At 62.9% G+C, this 20462-nt stretch carries 12 protein-coding genes; 1 reads left to right on the forward strand and 11 read right to left on the reverse strand.

Annotation, left to right across the window (positions count from 1 at the left end; all coding sequences use genetic code 11):
- Nucleotides 1–27: 27 nt before the first annotated feature.
- The 9 genes from A9D14_RS18490 to A9D14_RS18530 form a co-directional block, all read right to left on the reverse strand.
- On the reverse strand, nucleotides 28–1881 hold the full coding sequence (locus A9D14_RS18490) for an alpha-amylase family glycosyl hydrolase (RefSeq protein WP_083988199.1): 1854 nt from the start codon (nucleotides 1879–1881) through the stop codon (nucleotides 28–30).
- A complete protein-coding gene (locus A9D14_RS18495) occupies nucleotides 1878–3359 on the reverse strand; it encodes a tryptophan halogenase family protein (protein ID WP_232469150.1) in 1482 nt (493 codons plus the stop codon). Before A9D14_RS18495 ends, A9D14_RS18490 begins: the two co-directional genes overlap by 4 nt.
- A gap of 51 nt (nucleotides 3360–3410) precedes the next feature.
- A complete protein-coding gene (locus A9D14_RS18500; protein WP_232469152.1) occupies nucleotides 3411–6260 on the reverse strand; it encodes a TonB-dependent receptor in 2850 nt (949 codons plus the stop codon).
- Nucleotides 6261–6461: 201 nt separating this feature from the next.
- On the reverse strand, nucleotides 6462–8972 hold the full coding sequence (locus A9D14_RS18505; protein WP_232469154.1) for a glycoside hydrolase family 31 protein: 2511 nt from the start codon (nucleotides 8970–8972) through the stop codon (nucleotides 6462–6464).
- 142 nt (nucleotides 8973–9114) lie between these two features.
- Entirely contained in the window at nucleotides 9115–10104 is a 990-nt protein-coding gene (locus tag A9D14_RS18510) for a LacI family DNA-binding transcriptional regulator (RefSeq protein WP_066850868.1), read from the reverse strand.
- A gap of 760 nt (nucleotides 10105–10864) precedes the next feature.
- Nucleotides 10865–12919 carry an AAA family ATPase gene (locus tag A9D14_RS18515; protein ID WP_066850869.1) on the reverse strand — a complete coding sequence of 685 codons (2055 nt, stop codon included), beginning with the start codon at nucleotides 12917–12919 and terminating at the stop codon, nucleotides 10865–10867.
- A gap of 573 nt (nucleotides 12920–13492) precedes the next feature.
- Nucleotides 13493–16705 carry a type I restriction endonuclease subunit R gene (locus A9D14_RS18520; protein ID WP_066850870.1) on the reverse strand — a complete coding sequence of 1071 codons (3213 nt, stop codon included), beginning with the start codon at nucleotides 16703–16705 and terminating at the stop codon, nucleotides 13493–13495.
- Nucleotides 16698–17102 (reverse strand): hypothetical protein, encoded by a 405-nt coding sequence (locus A9D14_RS18525; RefSeq protein ID WP_066850871.1) that lies wholly within the window; start codon nucleotides 17100–17102, stop codon nucleotides 16698–16700. Before A9D14_RS18525 ends, A9D14_RS18520 begins: the two co-directional genes overlap by 8 nt.
- Nucleotides 17099–18226 carry a restriction endonuclease subunit S gene (locus A9D14_RS18530; RefSeq protein ID WP_066850872.1) on the reverse strand — a complete coding sequence of 376 codons (1128 nt, stop codon included), beginning with the start codon at nucleotides 18224–18226 and terminating at the stop codon, nucleotides 17099–17101. Before A9D14_RS18530 ends, A9D14_RS18525 begins: the two co-directional genes overlap by 4 nt.
- Nucleotides 18227–18317: 91 nt before the next feature.
- Between A9D14_RS18530 and A9D14_RS18535 the strand changes: the two genes are divergently transcribed.
- On the forward strand, nucleotides 18318–19130 hold the full coding sequence (locus tag A9D14_RS18535) for an IS5 family transposase (protein WP_066850873.1): 813 nt from the start codon (nucleotides 18318–18320) through the stop codon (nucleotides 19128–19130).
- Between the two features lie 15 nt (nucleotides 19131–19145).
- Here the strand turns inward: A9D14_RS18535 and A9D14_RS19725 are convergent, their stop codons facing one another.
- Both A9D14_RS19725 and A9D14_RS18540 read right to left on the reverse strand, forming a co-directional pair.
- The gene (locus A9D14_RS19725) at nucleotides 19146–19310 is read right to left on the reverse strand and encodes a restriction endonuclease subunit S domain-containing protein (protein ID WP_156029322.1); all 165 of its coding nucleotides are present in this window, start codon (nucleotides 19308–19310) and stop codon (nucleotides 19146–19148) included.
- Nucleotides 19310–20410, reverse strand: coding sequence for a Fic family protein (locus A9D14_RS18540; protein WP_066850874.1), 1101 nt, complete (start codon nucleotides 20408–20410; stop codon nucleotides 19310–19312). The genes A9D14_RS19725 and A9D14_RS18540 overlap by 1 nt, the downstream gene beginning before the upstream one ends.
- Nucleotides 20411–20462: the final 52 nt, after the last annotated feature.

Below are 20462 nucleotides of genomic sequence, written 5' to 3' on the forward strand. Positions count from 1 at the left end.
GGTGCAACCTGATTGGAGAAGGGGAAATTACCGCGCCTGGCAGATGGCGTAGCCCAGCGGGGGCAGGGTGACGGCGACGCTGCCAGGGGCGCTGACCGTCGGCGCGCACGTGCCGGCAAGGGCAGCAAAGGCGCTGGAGGCGGTCTCCACCTGCACCTGCTGCGTCACGGCCTTGGTGGAGGTGTTGAAGACCAGCAGCATTTCACGTCCGCTGGCGGGGTCGAAACGCGAAATCGCCAGCACGCCGGGCGCATCGCCGCGAGCGCGCAGAACCTGCTGCCCGCGGGTCAGCGCAGCATGGGCGGTGCGGATACGGGCCAGCTCGGCAATTTGGCGGAACAGCGGATGGGCGGTGTCGAAATTGATATCGGCGGTGGTCGCATCGCTGCCGAGCAGGGTGTTGTCATTGTAGCTGGCGACTTCGCTGGCGAACATGTCCTCCCGCGATCCCTGGTCGCCGCCATCCCCGGTAAAGCCCTGCTCGTCGCCTGAGTAGATCGTCGGCACGCCGCGCAGCGTCAGCAGCATGGCGTTTGCCAGCATGGTGCGTTCCAGCAGCTCGGCATCGCTCGCTTGTGGGAAGGCGCGCCGCAACTGGAAGCCAAAGCGGCCATCATCGTGATTGCCGGTGAAGGTCGGCAGGGTAAGCGCGGTGTCGAAACCGTGTTCGTATAGTGCATCGCCGTCAAACAGCGTCTCGAATGCATTGGTGCCAGCCGTGCCGGCGACGGTCTGGACCACCGCCTCGCGGAAGGCGAAGTCGAGCACGGCCGGTAGCTTGTCGACGCGGGTAAACCTGGCGAGACCCCCCGCATCTAGCGCGTGCAGCGCAACTTCGCCGAAGATGTGAAAATTCGGGATGCCGCGCGTCCGGGCGCGATCGAGCATTGCGGGGACGAAGGCCTGCCAGAACTCCGGGTTCACATGACGTGCCGTGTCGATGCGAAACCCATCGATGCCGAAGCGGTCAATCCAGCCCCCAAAGATATCGATCATGCCCGCGACAACCCGAGGATGTTCCGTCATTACGTCATCAAGCCCGAAGAAATCGCCCATGGTGGAGCTTTCGCCGGCGAAGCTGGTGTTGCCGCGATTATGGTACAGCAGGGGGTCGTTCAGCCATGCAGGGCTCTTGGCGGTCTCCTCGCCGGCGGGAATGTAAGGATGGTATGCCCAAGCCGGATCTGTCAGCCGCGCCCAGTTGGCCGCAGCGGGATCGGCATTGCCGGTGAAGCCGGGGTTGATCGGCTCACCATCGACCCCGCCGGAGGTGGTGTAGGGAAAATCCGCCAGACCGCGATAGCTGCAATCCGCGCCCGCTCCCTTGTTGCCATCGCCATCGCATTCGCGATACCGGATCACGTCGGCCGTGTGATTGACCACGATATCCATGTAGACCTTCAGGCCCCGCCGATGGGCGGCCTCCACCAGCGCGGCGAAGTCGGCATCCGTGCCGAAATGCGGATCGACATGTTCGAAGTCCGTGATCCAGTAGCCATGATAGCCCGCCGACTGGCGGCCCGGCGGACCCTGCACCGGCTTGTTGCGGAAGATCGGCCCGACCCACAACGCCGTCACGCCAAGGGCTTGGAGATAGTCGAGCCGCTGCAGCAGCCCTTTCAGATCACCGCCATGATAGAACCCGGTATCCGCGGGATCATAGCCGGTGACGGAACGATCGCCGGAGAGACCGCCGCGATCATTGCCCTTGTCGCCATTCTCAAACCGGTCGGGCAGAACGAAGTAGATCACCTCGTCCTGCGGCAGACGCTGCTGCAGGGCGGTGGCGGCGGGCGGTACAGCCTGTGCACAGGCGGTAGTGGCGGAGAATAGCAGGGCGAGCGCGGGCAGGGCGGAGCCGATCAGGCGAGAGGGGGTCATGCGGGCGTCTCCAGTGCGGCAAGGAAGGCTTCGTGCGAGGGCATCCGGTCGACCGTTGCGGCCGAATGGCGCCGTGCGAGGGCAAGGAACTCGGCCAGTTCGGCAGGGGTAGGGGCATTGGCCAGAGGGTGATGCCGTGCCGGCACGATCCCCTGTCCCACCATCACCTGCAACCAGGCCACTTCGGTAAACAGGTCGTCGGGGTCGCGCGCGATCTGGCCGGTGGCGCGGAACAGGTCGATACGGTGTTGGAGCCGGTCGGGCAGGGGAGTGGACCTGCGCTCGGCCCAGAACGGTTCAGGCCGATCATTGGCGTGATAATGCAGGATCAGGAAGTCCCGTACGGCCTGCCATTCGCGTTCCGTCTGCCGGTTGTATTCCGCCGCCAGGGCAGGTGCGACGTCCGCCGCGGGCAGAAGCTCGAGGAGGCGGGCGATCCCTGACTGGATCAAGTGGATGCTGGTGGATTCGAGCGGTTCGAGGAAGCCGGCGGCAAGGCCTAGCGCCAAGCAATTTCCGACCCAGGCACGGCGGCGGCGTCCGGCGCGGAAGCGCAGGGGGCGCGGCTGCGAAAGGGGGCGACCGTCAAGATTGGTGAGGAGCGTGTCGGCCGCCTGCTGATCGTCCATGTGCGCGCTGCTGTAGACCAGGCCGTTGCCGGTCCGGTGCTGCAAGGGGATGCGCCACTGCCAGCCTGCCACGCGCGCGGTGGCGCGGGTGTAGGGGGTCAGCGGGCGGACACCTTCGCACTGCACGGCGAGCGCGCGGTCGCAAGGGAGCCAGCGGCTCCAATCATCGAAGCCGACCCCCAGCTTGCCGCCCAGCAGCATGCTGGCAAAGCCGGTGCAGTCGATAAAGAAACGGCCCGCGATGCTGCGGCCATCGTCCAGCTGTACCGCCTGTATCAGGCCGCTCGCGCCATCGTGGCGGATATCGGCCACGCGCCCTTCCGTGCGCCGCACGCCGCGCCCTTCAGCATAGCTGCGCAGGAAGGCGGCGTAGAGCGCGGCATCGAATTGGAATGCCCAGGCAAGGCCAGTGGGCAGGTCAGGCCGGCCCTGATCGGGCGCGAAGCGGTTGGCCCCGGCGGCCAGTGCGCTGGTAGAGAACGCCCACAAATCCGCATCTGGCTGCTGTGCCTGGTGCCGCAGCCAGTAATGATGGAACGGCACCAGTCCCAGCCTGCGGCCAATCGTGCCGAACGCGTGGTAGTAGCGGCTGCCATTCTGCGACCAGTCGACGAATTCGATCCCCAGTTTGATCGTGCCATTGGTCTGGCGGATCAGCTCGGCGTCATCGATCCCCAGGCTCTGATTGAACAGACGGATCTGCGGGATCGTCGCTTCGCCGACGCCGACGGTGCCGATCGCATCTGATTCCACCAGCGCGACGCTGCGTTCGCGCGGCAGGAAGCGGGCCAGGGCGGCGGCGGCCATCCAGCCGGCGGTGCCGCCCCCCACGATCACGAAATCATGCATGGTCCCTCCCATCGCCCGCCGCCACGCAGGTGGCGGCGGGCGGAGTGATGGTCAGAACTTGTAGCTGAACCCGGCCAGGAACCGGCGACCATAGGTCTGATAATCGATCACCTGGGACGCTTCCTGGCCATTGATGGTCACGAACGGGGCGTCCGTCAGGTTCTGGCCCTGCAGGAACAGCGACATGCCGTTGAGCGTGCCGGAGGAGAAGTCGTACCCGACCTGCGCATCCACGATCGTCTCGTCCAGCGCCCGGCGGCGGGTGCGCGCCGCGCCGAAGCCCGACAGCTCGCCCACGAAGGTGGAGCGGTAGCGGACCGAGCCGCGGACGTTCAGGCCCCACTTCTCAAAGAACGCGGTGCCGTTCAGCACCCAGCGCGAATAGCCGGGAATGTCCTCTGCCTCGCCGCCGGGGGTCGGGACAATTTCCGTCTTGGTGTACGAACCGCCGCCGGTGACGCCGAAACCGTCCAGCGCGGCGACCAGGTCGCCCAGCTGCATCGTGCTGGCGAGTTCGACGCCGTAGATGCTGCCGCCTTCGCCATTGATCGGTTGCGTGTTGCGCCCCAGCGTCGGCGTGCCTTCCGGCGCGCCGGTCGGCAGCGGGAATCCGGCGAAGTCGAACGGTACTTCCAGATTGTAGACGAAGCTCTTCAGGTCCTTGTAGAAACCCTGTGCCGCGACATAGCCGCTATTGCCGAAGTACTTCTCCACCGTCACGTCGAACGAATTGGACCGGATCGGTCGCAGATACGGATTGCCACCGGTCCCGCTGATGATCTCTTCCTGCGTGTTGTAGCCATAGCCATTGGCGACGCGCATGTCGTCCATCCGCGGGCGCTGCATCTGTCGCGCGGCACCGAGGCGGAACACCCAGTCGCTGGGCAGCCGCAGCGACAGGTTCAAACTGGGCAGCACATCGACATAATCGTCGCCCCGCTCCAACTCGCTGAAACCGGCGCCGTTGAACACCTGGCCGGAGGAGGACTGTTCCGTGAACACGGCCTGCAAGCCGAAATTACCGGTCAGGTCCGCTTCGCCGATCTCCTGATCGATGGTCCCCTGCGCATAGGCGGTGATGACATCCTCGTTGACCCGGAAGGCGGAGGAGATGACGTCATTCGTCAGGTTCGGCACCCGGTCATAGACGCCGCCATCCAGCAGGGCGCGCGGATCGTAGCTGAGGATCGGCCCCAACCCCAGATAGGACACATCGGTCGATTCCAGCACATATTCGGCCGGGATTACCTGGCTCAGCGCATCGTTGGGCAGCACCAGGAAGAATTGCGTCGGCACCAGATCCTTCGTGCGGACGGTATAGTTCACGCCGGCGCGCATGCTGGCCAGGAATCCGACATCAAGCTCCTTCTCCAGTTCGGCGCGGAACTGCTTGATCTCGTCCTTGATGTCGCGGTCGTTATAGTAGCCGGCCTGTCGGTTCGCGCCGCCCCAGCCCAGCGGATCGGTCAGCAGGATCAGGTTGGGATCGGAATAATCCAGCGTGGGGCTGAATGTCGTACCCTCGTCGCCGGAAACGAAGCCGATCGTGTCGGTCGCGCCCGTATTGGGCCCGAAGCCGGTGCCGCCATATGTTTCGAGGACGATCTCATTCCGGTCGGTACGCGAGTAGCTGGCATCAAGCTGGGCGCTCCAGCCATTATCGCCTTCCCAGCGGCCGTTCCAGCCGAAGGAGTACAGCTTCGCGCTACGCTCGAACCCGTCATTGCGCACCAGCCCTTCGACATTGTTGAACGTGCCGGAGGTGACCAGGCCATCGGTGATCACGGCATCGGTCAGCGGCGACTTGGGCACGGTGTTGCCGTTCGCATCGGTGATCGTGCCGGCATAGCTGAGCGGCAGTTCGATGCCGCGCTTGATCTGGTCGTCGTTGAAATCGGAATAGAACGCATCGAAGGTGGTGGTGATGCTGTCGGTCGGGCGCCATTCCACCGTGCCCTGCAGGCCCAGGCGCGTCAGCGTGGTGGACGTGACGTAGGACTTGGAGCCACCGATCACCGCCACGCCCGGCGCGGCGGGATTAGCAGTGTCGAAGCCCCACGCATTGTATTCCTGGATCTGGTACGGCTCGTCCAGATAGGATGCGGACAGCGCCACGCCGATCGTGTCGTCGGCGAACTGGTCGACATAGGTCGCGCTGACGCGATAGCCCAGGTCCTGCGACCCGGCATTGAGCTTGCCCGCATCGGCATAGGTGCCGCGTGCCCCGATGGAAACGACCTGCCGGCCATATTCCAGCGGGCGGATGGTGCGCAGATCGACCGTGCCCGACAGGCCCTGTCCGATCAGCGAGGCGTCGGCCGTTTTGTAGACGAGCACCTGGTTGACCACTTCGGACGGGTACTGATCATATTCCACCGCCCGGTTGTCGCCGGTGGAGGTCTGTTCGCGGCCGTTCAGCAGGGTGGTCGAAAAATCGGGCGCGAAGCCGCGAATGGAGATCTGGTTCGATCGGCCGCTGACGCGCTGGCTGGTCAGCCCGGGCAGGCGCGCGATGGATTCAGCGATGGAGGCGTCGGGCAGCTTGCCGATGTCCTCGGCAGAAATGGATTCCACCACCACGTCCCGCGTACGCTTGGCCGCAACCGCGTTTTCCAGCGCGGCGCGGAAGCCTGTCACGACGATCTCGGGCGAGCCTGCTGCAACAGCGCCACCCTCTGCCTGCAGCCCGTCGGCGCTGGGCGCCTCGTTCGGGTTCGCGGCAGTGGCGGAACTGGCGTTGGGATCGGGCAGGTTGGTGGACGCCTGGCCCGCCTGCGCCGCGGCCGGCACCGCCAGCATCAGCGAAGCGGCGATCGCCACGAAGCTGGTCTCCGCAGCAGCGCGACGCGCACGGGCGGAGGTCACGGCTACAATATTCCCGGTCAGAATTGGATCAATCATGGCTCATCCCCTCATGGATCGGACGGTTCCTCCCTGTGGGGGCCGCCGACTCCTTGCATGCGTTGGTCGTTACGTAATCGTTTACAGTGATGCCGGTGAGAGAGGCAAGAACCATCCCGAACCGTCATTGTGCGGTAATGAAACGTGGTATTGCGGCAACACCGGACGGCGGCTTGGTGATCCGCCGCCCGTACCTGCCGGTCAGTTGCGGGCGACGGTGATCTCGGTTGGCCGGCTCGGCGCGTCGAAGGTGAAGCCAACCGTCCGGGTCGCCGCATCGCTGCGGCTGTCGAGCGTGCGGCGGCCCTGGCGCACCTCCGCCGTCCCGTCCCAGCCGTGCACCGTCACGGCGATCTGTTGCCACCAGGGGCTGAACCGCCCTTCGCGTGCGCCGATGTCGATGCTGACCCCTTCGGGCGTGACCGTGCAGGTCAGTTCCTGCCGCACATAACCGCCTTGCTGGAAAGCCATCGAATGCCCGTCATCGGCATAGAGGGTGCCGCGACAATCCTCGCCCGGATAGACATCCAGCATCAGCGGGCCAGCCGGCGTTTCCGACAGGCTTTGCACCACGGCCTGCCGCGGCAGGATGGTGCCGGCGCGCACGAAGATGGGCAGGTGATCCAGGCGGGGTGTCTCGCGCACGATGCTGCTGGGCACGCGCGGGCCGCCGGTCGCCTGCGTGGCAGACAGGATCGGCGCGTCGTCCTGATCGGCGGCGGGTTCCCCCGCCGGCAGGCCGGTCCAGTAATCGTACCATCCGCCCGCCGGCAGGCACACGTCATATTGCTGCGGCGATTCCGGCTTGGGCGGCGGCGCCACCAGCATCGCGCCGCCGACGGTGAAGGTCCAGCTTTGATCGCACGCGGCGTTCAGCGCGCCGGGGTAGTCATAGAACACCGGGCGCAGGATCGGGTCGCCGGTGCGCGCATTCAGTTCCGCCAGGCCATACAGGTATGGCATCAGGCGATACCGTTCTTCGATGAAGCGGCGGCGGATCGCCAGATGTTCCGGACCGTCGACCCACGGCTCCACGCGGGGCGTGTCCTTGGCCGAGTGATTGCGGAACACGGGATAGAACGCGCCGATCTGGAACCAGCGGGTCAGCAGGTCCGCGCTGGGTCCACCGCCAAAGCCGCTGACGTCCGCCCCGGAATAGGAAAAGCCCGACAGGCCCAGATTGATGATCTGCTGGATCGACAGCTTCAGGTGATCCCAGCTGGCCGTGTTGTCGCCCGTCCAGGTCACGGAGTAGCGCTGCCCGCCGGCATAGCTGGCGCGGGTCATGACATAGGCCCGTTCGTCCGGGCGCAGCGTGCGCAGGCCATCATAGGTCGCGCGGGTGTTCTCCATCCCATAGACGTTGTGCATCTCCAGCTGGGTGGCGGTGCGCGGCGCGAAATCGTCACTGGCGATACGGTGGACATTGTCCAGCGGCATGGTCTTGGTCGGCGTCTCGAAGATCGCCGGCTCGTTCATGTCATTCCAAGCACCCGCGACGCCCCAGTCCAGCTGTTCCTCGAACAGGGCGCCCCACCAGTCACGCGTGCTTTCCTGCGTGAAATCGGGAAACACGGAAGGACCCGGCCAGACAGGTGCGACATAGGTCTGCCCGTCGGCGCGCTTCACCCAGTGATCGCCGGCAGTGCCGGTCTCATAAGGGGTGTAGCCTTCGTTCGGGGCGGCGGCGATGTGCAGGTCGGTGATGGTGATCACCTTCATGCCGTCGTCACCCAGATCTTCGATGAGGCCGGGCAGGTCAGGGAAGGTCTTTGTGTTAACCGTGAACGGGCGGTTGCGGTCCTGGAAGTCGATGTCGAGCCACATCACGTCAGTCGGTATGCGTTCGGCACGCAGCCGGGCCGCAACATCGCGCACCTCCTCTGCGGACATGTAGCTGTAACGTGACTGCTGGTAGCCCAGCGCCCATTGCGGGGTCAGCGGCGCCTTGCCGGTCAGGTCAGTGTAGCGGCGCACGACCTCTGCCGTGGAGGGGCCGTTGATGATGTAATAGTCGATCGGGCCATCCGGGCCGCCGAAAGACAGCACCCCTTCTTCCTTGTGGCCGAAATCGAACCAAGTGCGCCAGGTGTTGTCCAGGAAGATGCCGTAGCTGCCACCGGCCCCGCCGACTCCGATAAAGAACGGAATGGACTTGTAGATGGGATCGTCAGCCGAGGAGAAGCCGAACGCATCGGTGTTCCAGTTGACGAAGCTCTTGCCGCGGCGGTCCATCCCGCCAGTCTTGTCGCCCATGCCGAAATAGCGTTCTGACTGAGGCATGGCCTTGCGCAGGGTAAATGCGCTGCCGTCCAGCGTTACCGAATTCGGGGCGTCTTGCGTGATCACCGCGCCAGACATGTCGGTGACAGTGAGTCGACCGTCCGCAAACGTAACGCGCATCGTGGCCGTGGAGAAGCCGTCCGACGCAGGCGTTACACGCGCTTCGCGGTCGCGCATCTCTGGCGATACGGCCCAGCTGGCATCTTCCGGCATGGTGCCGTCGCGGCCGATCGTCACGCGCAGGATGTCGTCGGTGAGGGCGGTGACACGCATCCGCATATCGGCCCGCGCGACCTCCATCCCGGCGGGCTGCGCGGTCATGGCGGCGGAGACGGTCTGACCCTGCGCAAGGGCCGATTGGGCGGCGGAAGCCAGCACGGTGGCCGACAGAGCGGCGCACAACAGCATGGTCTTGCGATGACGGAACATTTTTTCCTCCCTTGTTCGTGAGCCGATTCGGCTTCTCATTAGGCTACGTAATCGATTACGGTGACTGCGAGTACAGAGGTTGGCGGCGAACAACAAGATGTTGCGTGTCAGGACATGCATGTGGTGATCCGGAGCAGGGCTCTCAGGCGGACTGGCGGCGCACCATGTCCAGTGGCAGGCACACGGAACCCGTCGCCTCGCCTGCCATACGCCTGAACAGCAGATCCAGCATGACCTGCGCCGCGGCGCTCAGATCCTGGCGGATCGTGGTCAACGCCGGCATGATGTGCGCAGCCAGGGTCACGTCATCATACCCGACAACCGGGACGTCGTCCGGCACCCTCCGGCCACTTTCCACAATCGCCCGGATCACCCCCATCGCAATCACGTCAGATGCAGCAACGACGGCGTCGACGTCCGAACTGGTGGCCAGCGCCCCTTCGAGCGAGTTCAGCCGCGGATCGAAGGACAATGGCACCGCGATCTGCGGGCCGGGGCTGATGCCGCATTCCTGATGAGCCTGCAGGTATCCTGCGTGACGCGCGGCAAGTTCCGGAATGTCGGTCATGCCGGCAAAGGCGATCCGGCGCTTGCCCAGCTGCAACAGATGTTCGGTTGCCAGTCGCCCACCCATGTGGTTGTCGGTTCCAACACAGCAATAATTGCCATCGACCCCAGCGGTCTCGCCCCAGACAATCAAAGGCATGTAACTGCGTCCCACCAGGCGCAGCGCGGCCTCCTGATCCGATTGGCACAGAACGATTATACCATCGACGCGGCCGCTGCGAGCCAGGTTGTCCAGCCAGTCGGGATCGTGCGGATTGACCGCGGAAAGCAGCATTGCATGCTCGCGTTGAGCAAGTCCGTCCATAAGGTGACCGATCAATGCGGTATAGAACGGATCGGACACCCGCTGCGCGCTTTCATGGCCCAGCGGGATGACCACACCGATTGATTGCGTGCGCCCCAGACGCAGGTTACGTGCAGCCTGATTGACGCGGAAACCGTGATTGTTGGCGATCTCCATGACCTTGCGCCTGGTCTCCAGGCTGATCTGTGCGTGACCCGACAGTGCCCGTGAGACGGTGGCTGCGGTGACCCCGGCAAGCTCGGCGATATCCGCCAGTTTCATAACTTCTTTTCGAACGACCAACGGACCACTCTCCCTTTTTCGCGTTGGGCATCTGCCGGGACAAGTCGCAAGCTTTTTCTGGATTGAACCGAGCATTGAATTGATCTGGACGCTAGATGTGATTTTGCCGGTGCCAACCGTTCAGCTGCGGCACCCGGCCATCGAGGGTGCACGTTACGGCCACCCATCTTTGGGCCGCGGCAGCGGCACGGTGACAGACCAAGCTTTGATACACTGGGTGTACGATCTGATAATTACGCCGGTGATTTGTCGCGCATTGCATGCCGGGCGGGTGCGTTTATCGCCCTTTTCCCGGCTAAGCGAAACCTTGTGATTCCGTTCGTTCGCGAAGAGCTAACCGCGAAAGCGGTTGTCCGCTGACTACACGGTTTTACCATTCTCTAGCCGATTACAGCACCGGAAGCCGGCCTTCGAACCATGATGAATGAACGGCCGGTTTGGAGAAGCATCAAACTGGCATCGAACGTCCGATATGAGGTCACGCCAGAGGAGCGTCCGGATGGCAGCTCGCGACCAAATCTTGCCCTTTTCAAGACAGCGGCGCGAATGTCCGCTCACGTTGAAACCGGTCATTTGCGACATTAATAGCTGGCAAGTATGGAGCGCCGCCCGGACATCCAGCGCTGACTTTTTGAGATACGAACGCCGCTCTTCAATGAGAGTCCTCGCCCGCGTGGCGCTACAAGAGGCAGATTTGAGATTATCTTGCCGAAGGTTCAGGTCATCCGACCGTGATCGCTCAGCAGGTCGATATCTGCTGAAACGCATCAGCGAGAATCTTCGGGCAAAATTCCGGATAATCCGTGACCGTCACTTCGGAGATCCGTCGCGCCAAGACGCCACGATTGCGAGTGTATCGCTTCAACGGGTCGAAGGTCGAAGCGAGGATGCTCTCAAGCACGTGACCGTTAATCGACGCATATCGTTTCCGGATCCGAACTGATGCCCCGCCTAGATACGCGATATCAATAAACCTGCCGTCGTCATCGGGCAGCACGATACCGTTCTGCACCGTATCCGCCAGATGCTGCAGTTCCGATGCGTCCAACGCATCGAGGGCGCGCGGACTCATTTGCAGGTCCTTGACCGGCATTCGCTCAAGAACCATTAGCATGCCGATCAGGAGCGGATCGAGCAGGATGTTCTCGACCGTATAGTGCGAGCCCGCGCCGATGACCCGCACCCGTTCGGTCGAAACCGCCTTCGCGTCCCAATCGATTAGACCATAGACGGAGCCTACGCTCCGGGCGGCCAAGTCACCCACGATCTGCCGGACGACAGCCTCCCCTGCGTGCATCTCGTCGCCAGCGCCGACCGTCACGGCCTTGCTCTTGTCGCGAATGCTCGTGCCGATAAAATTCAGCTCCTTGTTCAGCGCAAGGCGGGGTTTGATGGCCGCGTAGATCTTCTCGAAGGCCGCCGCGTCGGTATCGCTTTCGCAGAAAACCTGCCGCCGCCCGGAATAATCGATCGACAGAGTAGGAACGCCGAACGTGAGTTTGTTGATCGCCTCCTGCTTCGACACACGCTGAGGCCGTCCGTCCACCATCGCGAAGATGGATTTGTCAGGCGACAGAGCGACAGTGGTCGGCGAGTGCGTCGTCAGAATGACCCGGATGCCGAGTTCACCCACGATCCCCCGTTCGATCGCGCTCAACCAGCGTTGAACCATCTCCGGATGGAGTGAGGCATCCATCTCGTCCAGCAGCAAAAGCATAGGCCGCTGAAAACCGACCATCGCGGGGTTAGGCCGCATGACGCTGACGGCGAAGCGGAGCAGAACCTGTTCACCGGACGACAGATCGCTGAAGGTCAGTTCATCACCACCGTCGTTCAGACGAAGCCGGAAGCGAACCGAAAGCGCCATATCGAGTGATGGCGGCACCACCTCGAAAGGAAGGCCCATCGCTGCAAGCAGCTCGGTGACAGTTTCCCAAGGCGGCGGACCATATTTAATCACGAATTGATCATGGTCGAGAAACTGCGTCCTAGCACCGCGTTTAGCCTGGATTTCGTCCATATCGTTGGTGAACACTCGATCGCGATAGGCACCGAATAACTCGACTATGTTTGGCTGGAACATCTCCACCGAGATACGAGACCGTAGAGATTCGGCCATCTCTTGCGTCACTTCCAGTGCCGTGACACCAAACTCCGTCTGCGCGATACTAAGATCGCTGAAGAACATGCTGTTTGTCGGATCTGATGTAGTGGATTGCATCTTGAGAGCTTCCGCGGCCTCAAGGAAGATATCGATCATTTGTTTAGCACGGGCATCGTGCTCAGCTATTCCGGCGCGCTGTGAAAGCTGGACAGGTCCCAGACGCCAAGGATCTTCTTCCGGCGTCAAGAGAGCGTCCAAATTTCCGTCAAGCAAATCAGCCAAGCGCTTCCGGACAACAAGCAGCAGCTCCGCTCGCTTATTTTCGAAAGCGTACATCGGATAGGGCATCGCCTGTGGCGGAGCGGCGGTATTACCAAACCGTTCGCCCAGCTTGCTGGCCCGTTCAGAAGCAAACTGACCGTCCGTATCCGCCCAATTTCGGATCAACGTAATCTGCGGATGCCCTGACGGTTGCATGGGTGGAACATAGCCGGCGGGCATCCCGGGCATTGGCGCAGGTGGTGCCAATTGACCGAACAGATCGCAGCGAATGTTCTGCATGTGCAGGCCATTGAGCAGCTGGCTTTTCCCGCTGCCATTTAGCCCAGTGAGTATGGTCAGCGCCGGAAGATCGATCGGCTCGAAGGTGGGTATCGCCTTGTACGGTGCAAACGTAGTGATCTTCATCATCAGGTTCTCATCAAGGGTCTATTACACGACCCTATCGATGTAACCAGTGCTCCGTCCATAGTCAGCGTCGGATGGTGCAGCGCCCCTTAGGATAATAACACGTTCTCTCGCGGATGTTTGAGAAGATGCGGTTGGTATATCGACTAACGATTGCCTTAGCGCTGACGCGTGATGGTAGATGGGCGACCTTTCTCATCAACGTGCCGGTAATGCGACATTCCAGAAACGGCCATTCCCGCGCATTCGCACAACGATCATCAGCGCTTCAGGAATGGCAGGTGTTGAATGGGCACCTGCCATGCCCGGCAAAGCTCGCGAATGGCGGCTCTGTCCCAATTTAAGCCGGTGCGAGTGGCTCGTTAGCCCAGCATAGAGCCATAACGTAGGTGAACAAATGTCCGCTTCTGGGAAACGGAAAAGGGGCGCTGAACGTCCAGTTTGGGGTCCTCGCTACGTCAGAGCCGCCAGACAACTCCTGCCCTACATTCAGCAGTTCAGGGCGAAGGTCAGCAACATTGCTTGGTTCGCTAAGATCTGCCGTATTCCCGCGACCAGTATCAGCGAAGCAAGCGTTCACCATCGCTCTGCTAGCAACTCGGCCTGCTGGATGACTGTTTGAACGGCGACGTCCTGAAGGTCAGGGGGGAAACCGTATTTGCGCAGGATCCGCTTAACCAGCACCCGCATGCGCGCGCGGGCGCTTTCGCGATGAGACCAATCGACTGTAGCACCCGCGCGTAAGGTGTTCACCAGCTCTGCGGCGATTACCTTCAGACTGTCGTTGCCTATGATGTCTACGGCGCTCTCGTTGTCGGCCAGCGCGTCGTAGAAGGCAATCTCGTCACGGGTCAGGCCTTCTGCCTCGCCGCGCGCCTGTTCGGCGCGGATCTGCTTGGCCAGATCGATCAGCGTCTGCAGCACCTCGACCGTGCTAACGGCGTTGGTGTGGTAACGGGCGATGGCGTCGGTCAGGCGTTCGGAATAGCGTCGGCTCTCGACCGCGTTGGTGCGGCTGCGCGAGCGGATCTGGTCGCCAAGCAGCTTCTTCAACGCCTCCAGCGCCAGGTTCGGTCGATCCATCGCCTTCACCTCGGCAAGGAAGTCATCGGACAGGATCGAGATGTCGGGCGTACTCAGCCCTGCAGCTTGCAGGATGTCGACAATCTCGGTCGATACCACCGACTTGTCGATGAGCTGCTGGACGGCGAAGTCGCGGTCGCTGGTCGAGCCGCTGCCGCTACCTGTCTTGGCAAGCGCGGCGCGGATCGTCTGGTAGAAGGCGATATCGTCACGGATCGCGCGGGCCTCGACGTTGGCGGCGGCGAGCGCGAAAGCCTTGGTCAGCGCGAGCACCGCGTCTTGGAAGCGGCGGTGCGCAGCTTTACGGGCGTCGTCATTCGTCTCCTTCGCGGCCGCTTCATGCTGGCGGGCAAGGACGAACTCGATTGCCTCGGCGAGGCACTTCAGCCGCTCAACCGGCGTGCCGGATATTCCGGGCGTGCAGTCGAAGCCGTGGAACATCGCCTGGACCACGTCAAACTTCTCGAGCAGCACCGCGACCGCCTGCGCCTCATCGATTCCTGTCTCGGCGGCGTCGGAGGCGGAATACTGGCCAAGCGCCTTCTTCAGGTTCTGCGCGACGCCGATGTAATCAACCACCAGTCCGGCCGGCTTGTCGCGGAACACCCGGTTCACCCGTGCGATGGCCTGCATCAGGCCGTGGCCGCGCATCGGCTTGTCGATATACATGGTGTGCATCGACGGCGCGTCGAAGCCGGTCAGCCACATATCGCGCACAATCACGAGCCGCAGCGGATCGGCCGGGTCCTTGGCCCGCTTGGCCAACAAATCACGCCGCGCCTTGTTGCCGATGTGGGGCTGCCACGCGGGCAGATCGGCGGCGGAGCCGGTCATGACGACCTTAACCGTGCCCTGCCTGTCGTCTTCATCGTGCCATTCGGGCCGTAGCGCGATGAGCTCGTAGTATAGCGCCACGCAGATGCGGCGGCTCATGCAGACGACCATCGCTTTGCCATCCATCGCTGTCAGCCGGTCCTCCAGATGGGCGACCAGATCGGCGGCGACCATCTCAAGCCGTTTCTTCGATCCAACCAGCTTCTCCACTGCAGACCAGCGTTGCTTCAGCCGCTCTTGCTCGCTTGTCGCCTCGTCCTCGGTAAGTCCGTCGATCTCGGCATCAATGACGGGCAGCTCTTCGGGTGGCAGTTCGATGCGGGCGAGGCGGCTCTCGTAGTAGATCGGCACAGTCGCGCCGTCCTCGACAGCGCGGGAGATGTCGTAGATGTCGACATAATCGCCGAACACGGCGGGCGTGTTGACGTCGTCCTTCTCGATCGGCGTCCCCGTGAAGCCGATGAATGAGGCGTTTGGCAGTGCGTCGCGGAGATACTTGGCGAAGCCATAGGCCAGCTCACCCGTCTTGCGGTCAATCCGTGCACGGAAACCGTATTGCGATCGGTGGGCCTCGTCCGCGATAACGATGACGTTGCGACGATTGCTGACCACGGGATAGTCGCTCGTCCCCGCCGCCGGCGCGAACTTCTGCATGGTGGTGAAGATCACCCCGCCGGACGCGCGGTCGAGCCGGTCGGTCAGGTCCTCGCGGCTGTCGATCTGGATGGGCGTCTGACGGATCAGGTCGGCGCACATCGAGAAGGTGGCGAAGAGCTGGTCGTCCAGGTCGTTGCGATCGGTGATGACGACGATCGTCGGGTTCTCCAGCGCCGGCTCCCGCACCAGTAGCCCGGCATAGAAGGCCATCAGGAAGCTCTTGCCACTACCTTGCGTGTGCCAGATGACGCCGATCCGGCGGTCGCCGTCAGGATGCAACGCGGCGTCGGGCAGACCGTAGCGTAACGGGCTTTCGCGCACCGCCTTTGCAGCCGAGATGCCCGGCACGGCCCGCAGGGTCGCGGCGACGGCACGCTGTGCGGCATAGAACTGGTGATAGCCGGCGATGATCTTGACGACGCCACGCCCGGCATCGCCGAACACCGTGAAGTCCCGGATCAGCATCAGGAGGCGTTGCTGGTCGAGCACGCCGGCGATCATCACCTCCAGCTCGGGCAGGCCCTTGGGCGCGATGTCCTCGCCATCCACGGTGCGCCACGGCATAAACCGCTCCTCGTCCGCGGTCAGCGAACCTACTCGCGCGGTCATGCCGTCGGAGGCGATCAGCAGCGCGTTGGTGCGGAACAGCGATCCAATCTCGCGCTTGTAGGTCTGGAGCTGGTTGTAGGCGCCGGAGACGGTGGCGTTCTCGTCGCCCGGATTCTTCAGCTCGATCACCGCGATGGGCAGGCCATTGAGGAACAGCACGATATCGGGCCGGCGGGTATGACCGCGCTCGATGACGGTGAACTGGTTGATGGCCAGCCAGTCGTTCATGTCGAGGCCGCATCCGGCAGGGCTGAAGTCGACCAGCCGCACGCGGTCGCCACGGATAGCGCCATCGGCGGCGCGATATTCTACCGGCACCCCTTCGACGATCAGCCCGTGGAGACGCCGGTTCTCCTCCACCTGGCCCGGCATCTCGACCGCCATGACCTTGCGGACCGCATCGGCGCGTGCGTCGGCGGGTATGTGCGGGTTCAGTCGATCGACAGCGGCGGTAAGGCGCGCAGCAAGGATGACGTCGCTGTTGGCGGCACGCTCGGGCGCCTTACCGTCAGGCGAGGCGTCGATGCCGAAGGCGACCTGCCAGCCCCGCTCTGCCAGCCAGGCGAGCGCGGCCTCCTCGACAACGGATTCGGTGAGCTTAGCCAAAGGTGGACGACCAGGATCGAGGCGGAAAGGCGCGATCCATGGCGCATCGATCCAGAGCCGATCGTACCTGATCCGACGCAGTTCGGTCGCCATCCACGTCGTTCAGGCGATCGATCAAGTCTCGCTCAGGGCGCGACAACGTTGCCAGTGCGTGATCGATATACGGCGTGATGGTCCCGTCCCACGCGGACTCCAGCGCCTCATGCGGGCCATGATGCCGCTTGTGGCAATATTCATCCCACAGCGTGCGACAGCCATGGTCATCGCCGAAGATGCCTGTTGCTTCGAAGCGCTGCATTGCGTGCACCACCTTGCGGGCCAGCCGGTCGTAGGTCCAGTCGGCAAAATGATCAGCGGCGCGGATCACATCGTCATACGGGTCCTCGCTGTTGGTCATGCTGCCAGGGCTTCAGCATCTCGAACGCGGATCTCGCCTGACATCAGCTTCGGGAGGAGCGCGTCGCGGGTGGTGACGAGCTTGCGGGTTTCTGCCCGGTTCTGAAGCATCAGCTTCATCATCGGCCCTACCGTGCGCTCAAATGCCTCGAACAAGGTTGAGGATCCGACCAACGCCTCGACTGCGCGCAATGCAGGCGGAGAGATGCGCTGATGGCTCTTCGACGTGCCGGTGACCATGCCTTCCATGGTCTGGCGGAAGGCATTGTCACTAAACAGGGCGAAGAGCAGACTACCGCTTGCAGGCGCCTTGGGCACGAAGGCGAGGAACTCCGTCGATGCGATCTGACGCATTTCGCCCTTTTCGTTCGGCACCCAAACCCGTGAGATTTCAGGGTTGAGCTTCGAGAGCAATACGGCACCGGCCGGCACCAGTGTCTTGTTGCTCTTGATGCTGTTACCCGTATCTAACGCAGGCGAACCGCCGGCGTCGAATGCCGGCAAGCTGTAATGCTCGAACACCTCTTCGCCAGTCGCACCCGGATTGATGGTGGCGGTATGCTGGTGCGCAAGATCGCTCAAGGTGTGGCTGTGCCATCCCTTGGGCGCGCTATCCTCGCCTAGGCTGTCGGGGAAAAGGGACCAAAGGTCTGGGGCGAGATAGGCGGAGCGGCCTTCGGCCTTGGCGCGGGTGGGGCCGAAATCGACGAACCAGTCCCGGAACAACGCCCGCGCGCTCGCCTCCAGCGTTTCGTTCATCCGGCGATTGAGTTCGATCTTGTTATCGAGAGCCGAGAGGACGGCGGATATTCTTTGCTGCTCGGCAACCGGCGGCAGCTTGAAACTGTAGGACAGTATACGTCCGGGCGACGTATGCTTTACAGTCGACCCGGTGGCACTTCCCAAAACTTCATGACGATAGCCATTAGTCCGCATGAGCCAAGCGATGAACGATAAGTCTGCACTGTGATCTTTAAGAGTTACCTTACCAACACGTTGGTTATGCAGAAAGCGGAAATCGCTGTCGGGAACTGTGGCGGAATAGCCCAGCGTATCGGCTTGCTTGCTGAGGTCCGTCATGGTCACGATGACGTCGCCCGGTGACAGGACATATTCGGCCGGCACTGGGCCATCGTAAGAGGCTGTGTCGAAAAGGGTTGAGTGGCCGGGATTTGGCTGATTCCAGAGGGTTGCTGAGACCAATCCGGAGCCTTGCATGTGGACCCCGACCACCCGTCGGCATCATAGCCGACAAACGCCGCGCTATGCGAGCGATCTTACCGATGCCGAGTGGGATCTGATCGCGCCGTATCTGCCACCGCCGGAGCGCAAGGGGCGGCCACGAGCACATGCCATGCGCGAGATCGTCAATGGTATCTTCTACGTGCTGCGGACCGGCTGCCCCTGGCGGCTGATCCCGTCGGACCTGCCACCATGGTCGACGCTGTGGCGCTGGTTCCGGCACTGGCGGGACGAGGGGCTGTTTGCACAGATCAGCCATCGCCTGGTGATCCGCGAGCGCGAACGTTGGGGACGCGAACCATCACCCTCGGCCGCCGTGATCGACAGCCAGTCGGTCAAGACGACCGAGAGCGGCGGGCCACGCGGCTACGATGCCGCCAAGAAGATCCTTGGCCGCAAGCGGCAGGCGATGGTCGATACCGACGGCCGGTTGCTCGGGCTGCAGGTCGACCCTGCCGATGTGCAGGATCGCGACGGCGCGGTGCCGCTGCTCAAGGCATCGCGTGCCCGACATCCGTTCGTCGCCAAGGCGTTCGCCGACAGCGCCTACAATGCCGACCGGGTTGCCAGCGCCACCAGCATCGATGTGCAGATCGTCCGCAAGATCGCCGACCAGACCGGCTTCGTCGTCCATCCCCGCCGCTGGGTTGTCGAGCGCACCTTCGCCTGGCTCGGCCGCAACCGCCGCCTCGCCAAGGACTTCGAGGCGACCGTCGCATCTGCAACAGCCTTCATCTACGCCGCTTCAGCCATGCTCCTCACCCGCCGACTGGCGCGGCCGAAGTGACTTTCGACACAGACTCTAAGACTTCACTTTGCCGAGCTGAAATCCTCCGCCGATTGCGAAATTCCCAGGAGTAACCAGCACGTCGCTGGTCACATAATCGACAAAATATTCTCCCTTGAAGGCAAAGCCATGCTGGACGGTGATAAGATCATCGAGGCGAACCTGAGCCCAGTTATCCATCACGCCGCCCCACCCACAAACAGCGCAACCAGTCGCTGGTTCATATAGTAGTTACTCCGCCCGAACCGCTGCTTGTCCAAGAACCCCGCCTCTGCCAACATGTCGAGATACTTGGTCGCGGTTGGTCGCGATACGCCCAGCTCCCTCTCGACGTAGTCGATCCGCGTATAGGGATGGCGGAACATGTTGTTGAGCAGGTCCTGCGAGTAGATCTTCGGATGCTCGGCGCGGATGCGTTGCTTGTACTCGGCCATCAGCACGCGCATTCCCTCGATCAGCGCCAGCGTGCCCTTCGCCGTCTCGGCGACACCGCGGATCATGTACAGCAGCCATGCCTCCCATGCCTCCGCCGCGCCCTCGCTGTCGCGCACGGCTTGGAGCAGCCGGTAATATTCGCCTTTCCGCCCGGTGATCCATCGGCTGAGATACAGCACCGGCACGTCAAGCAGCCCGGAATGCGTCAGATACAGCACGTTGATGATCCGCCCCAGTCGGCCGTTGCCGTCGCTGAAGGGGTGGATGCTTTCGAACTGGTGGTGGACGATCGCCATCTTCACCAGCGGGTCAAGGTCGCTCGTCTCGTCCTCGTTGATGAACCGCTCCAGCGCCGCCATGTGCGCGCGCACGGCGCTGCCTTCCTGCGGCGGGACATAGACCATCTCGCCGGTCTGGTCGTTCTTCAGCGCGGTGCCTGGTGTGTTGCGGAACTCCTCGTCGGTTCGCTTCAACATCTGGAACATGGCGATGATCATGTTGTTGGTCAGCAGCCCGCCCAGCCGCCGCTGTTCGACAAAGCCATGGCGCAGCGCGTCGGCATAGCGCGCCACCTCCTTCGCCGCGGGGGAGGCGGGGTTCTCCGGAAAGGCATTGGCCTGGAACAGCTCATCCTGGGTGGTGACGATGTTCTCGATCTCCGAACTCGCCTTCGCCTCCTGCAAGGCAAGCGTGTCGATCAGGATGCCTTGATTGGGTATCGAGGCAGCTCGGCCCTTCAGCTCGGCGAGGTGCCGGTGCGCCTGCGCCAGTGCGCGCAGCACCGCTGGCGTCTCCTCCACGCCGGGCGGCGGCAGGTTCGGGATGGCGTAGCTAGCCTTCAGCACCGGTCGGCGGTTCCTTGAAACGACATGCAGAATTTTTTGCACATCGCGTGGG

The organism is Croceicoccus marinus, from assembly GCF_001661675.2.
GTDB classification, from domain to species: Bacteria; Pseudomonadota; Alphaproteobacteria; order Sphingomonadales; family Sphingomonadaceae; genus Croceicoccus; species Croceicoccus marinus.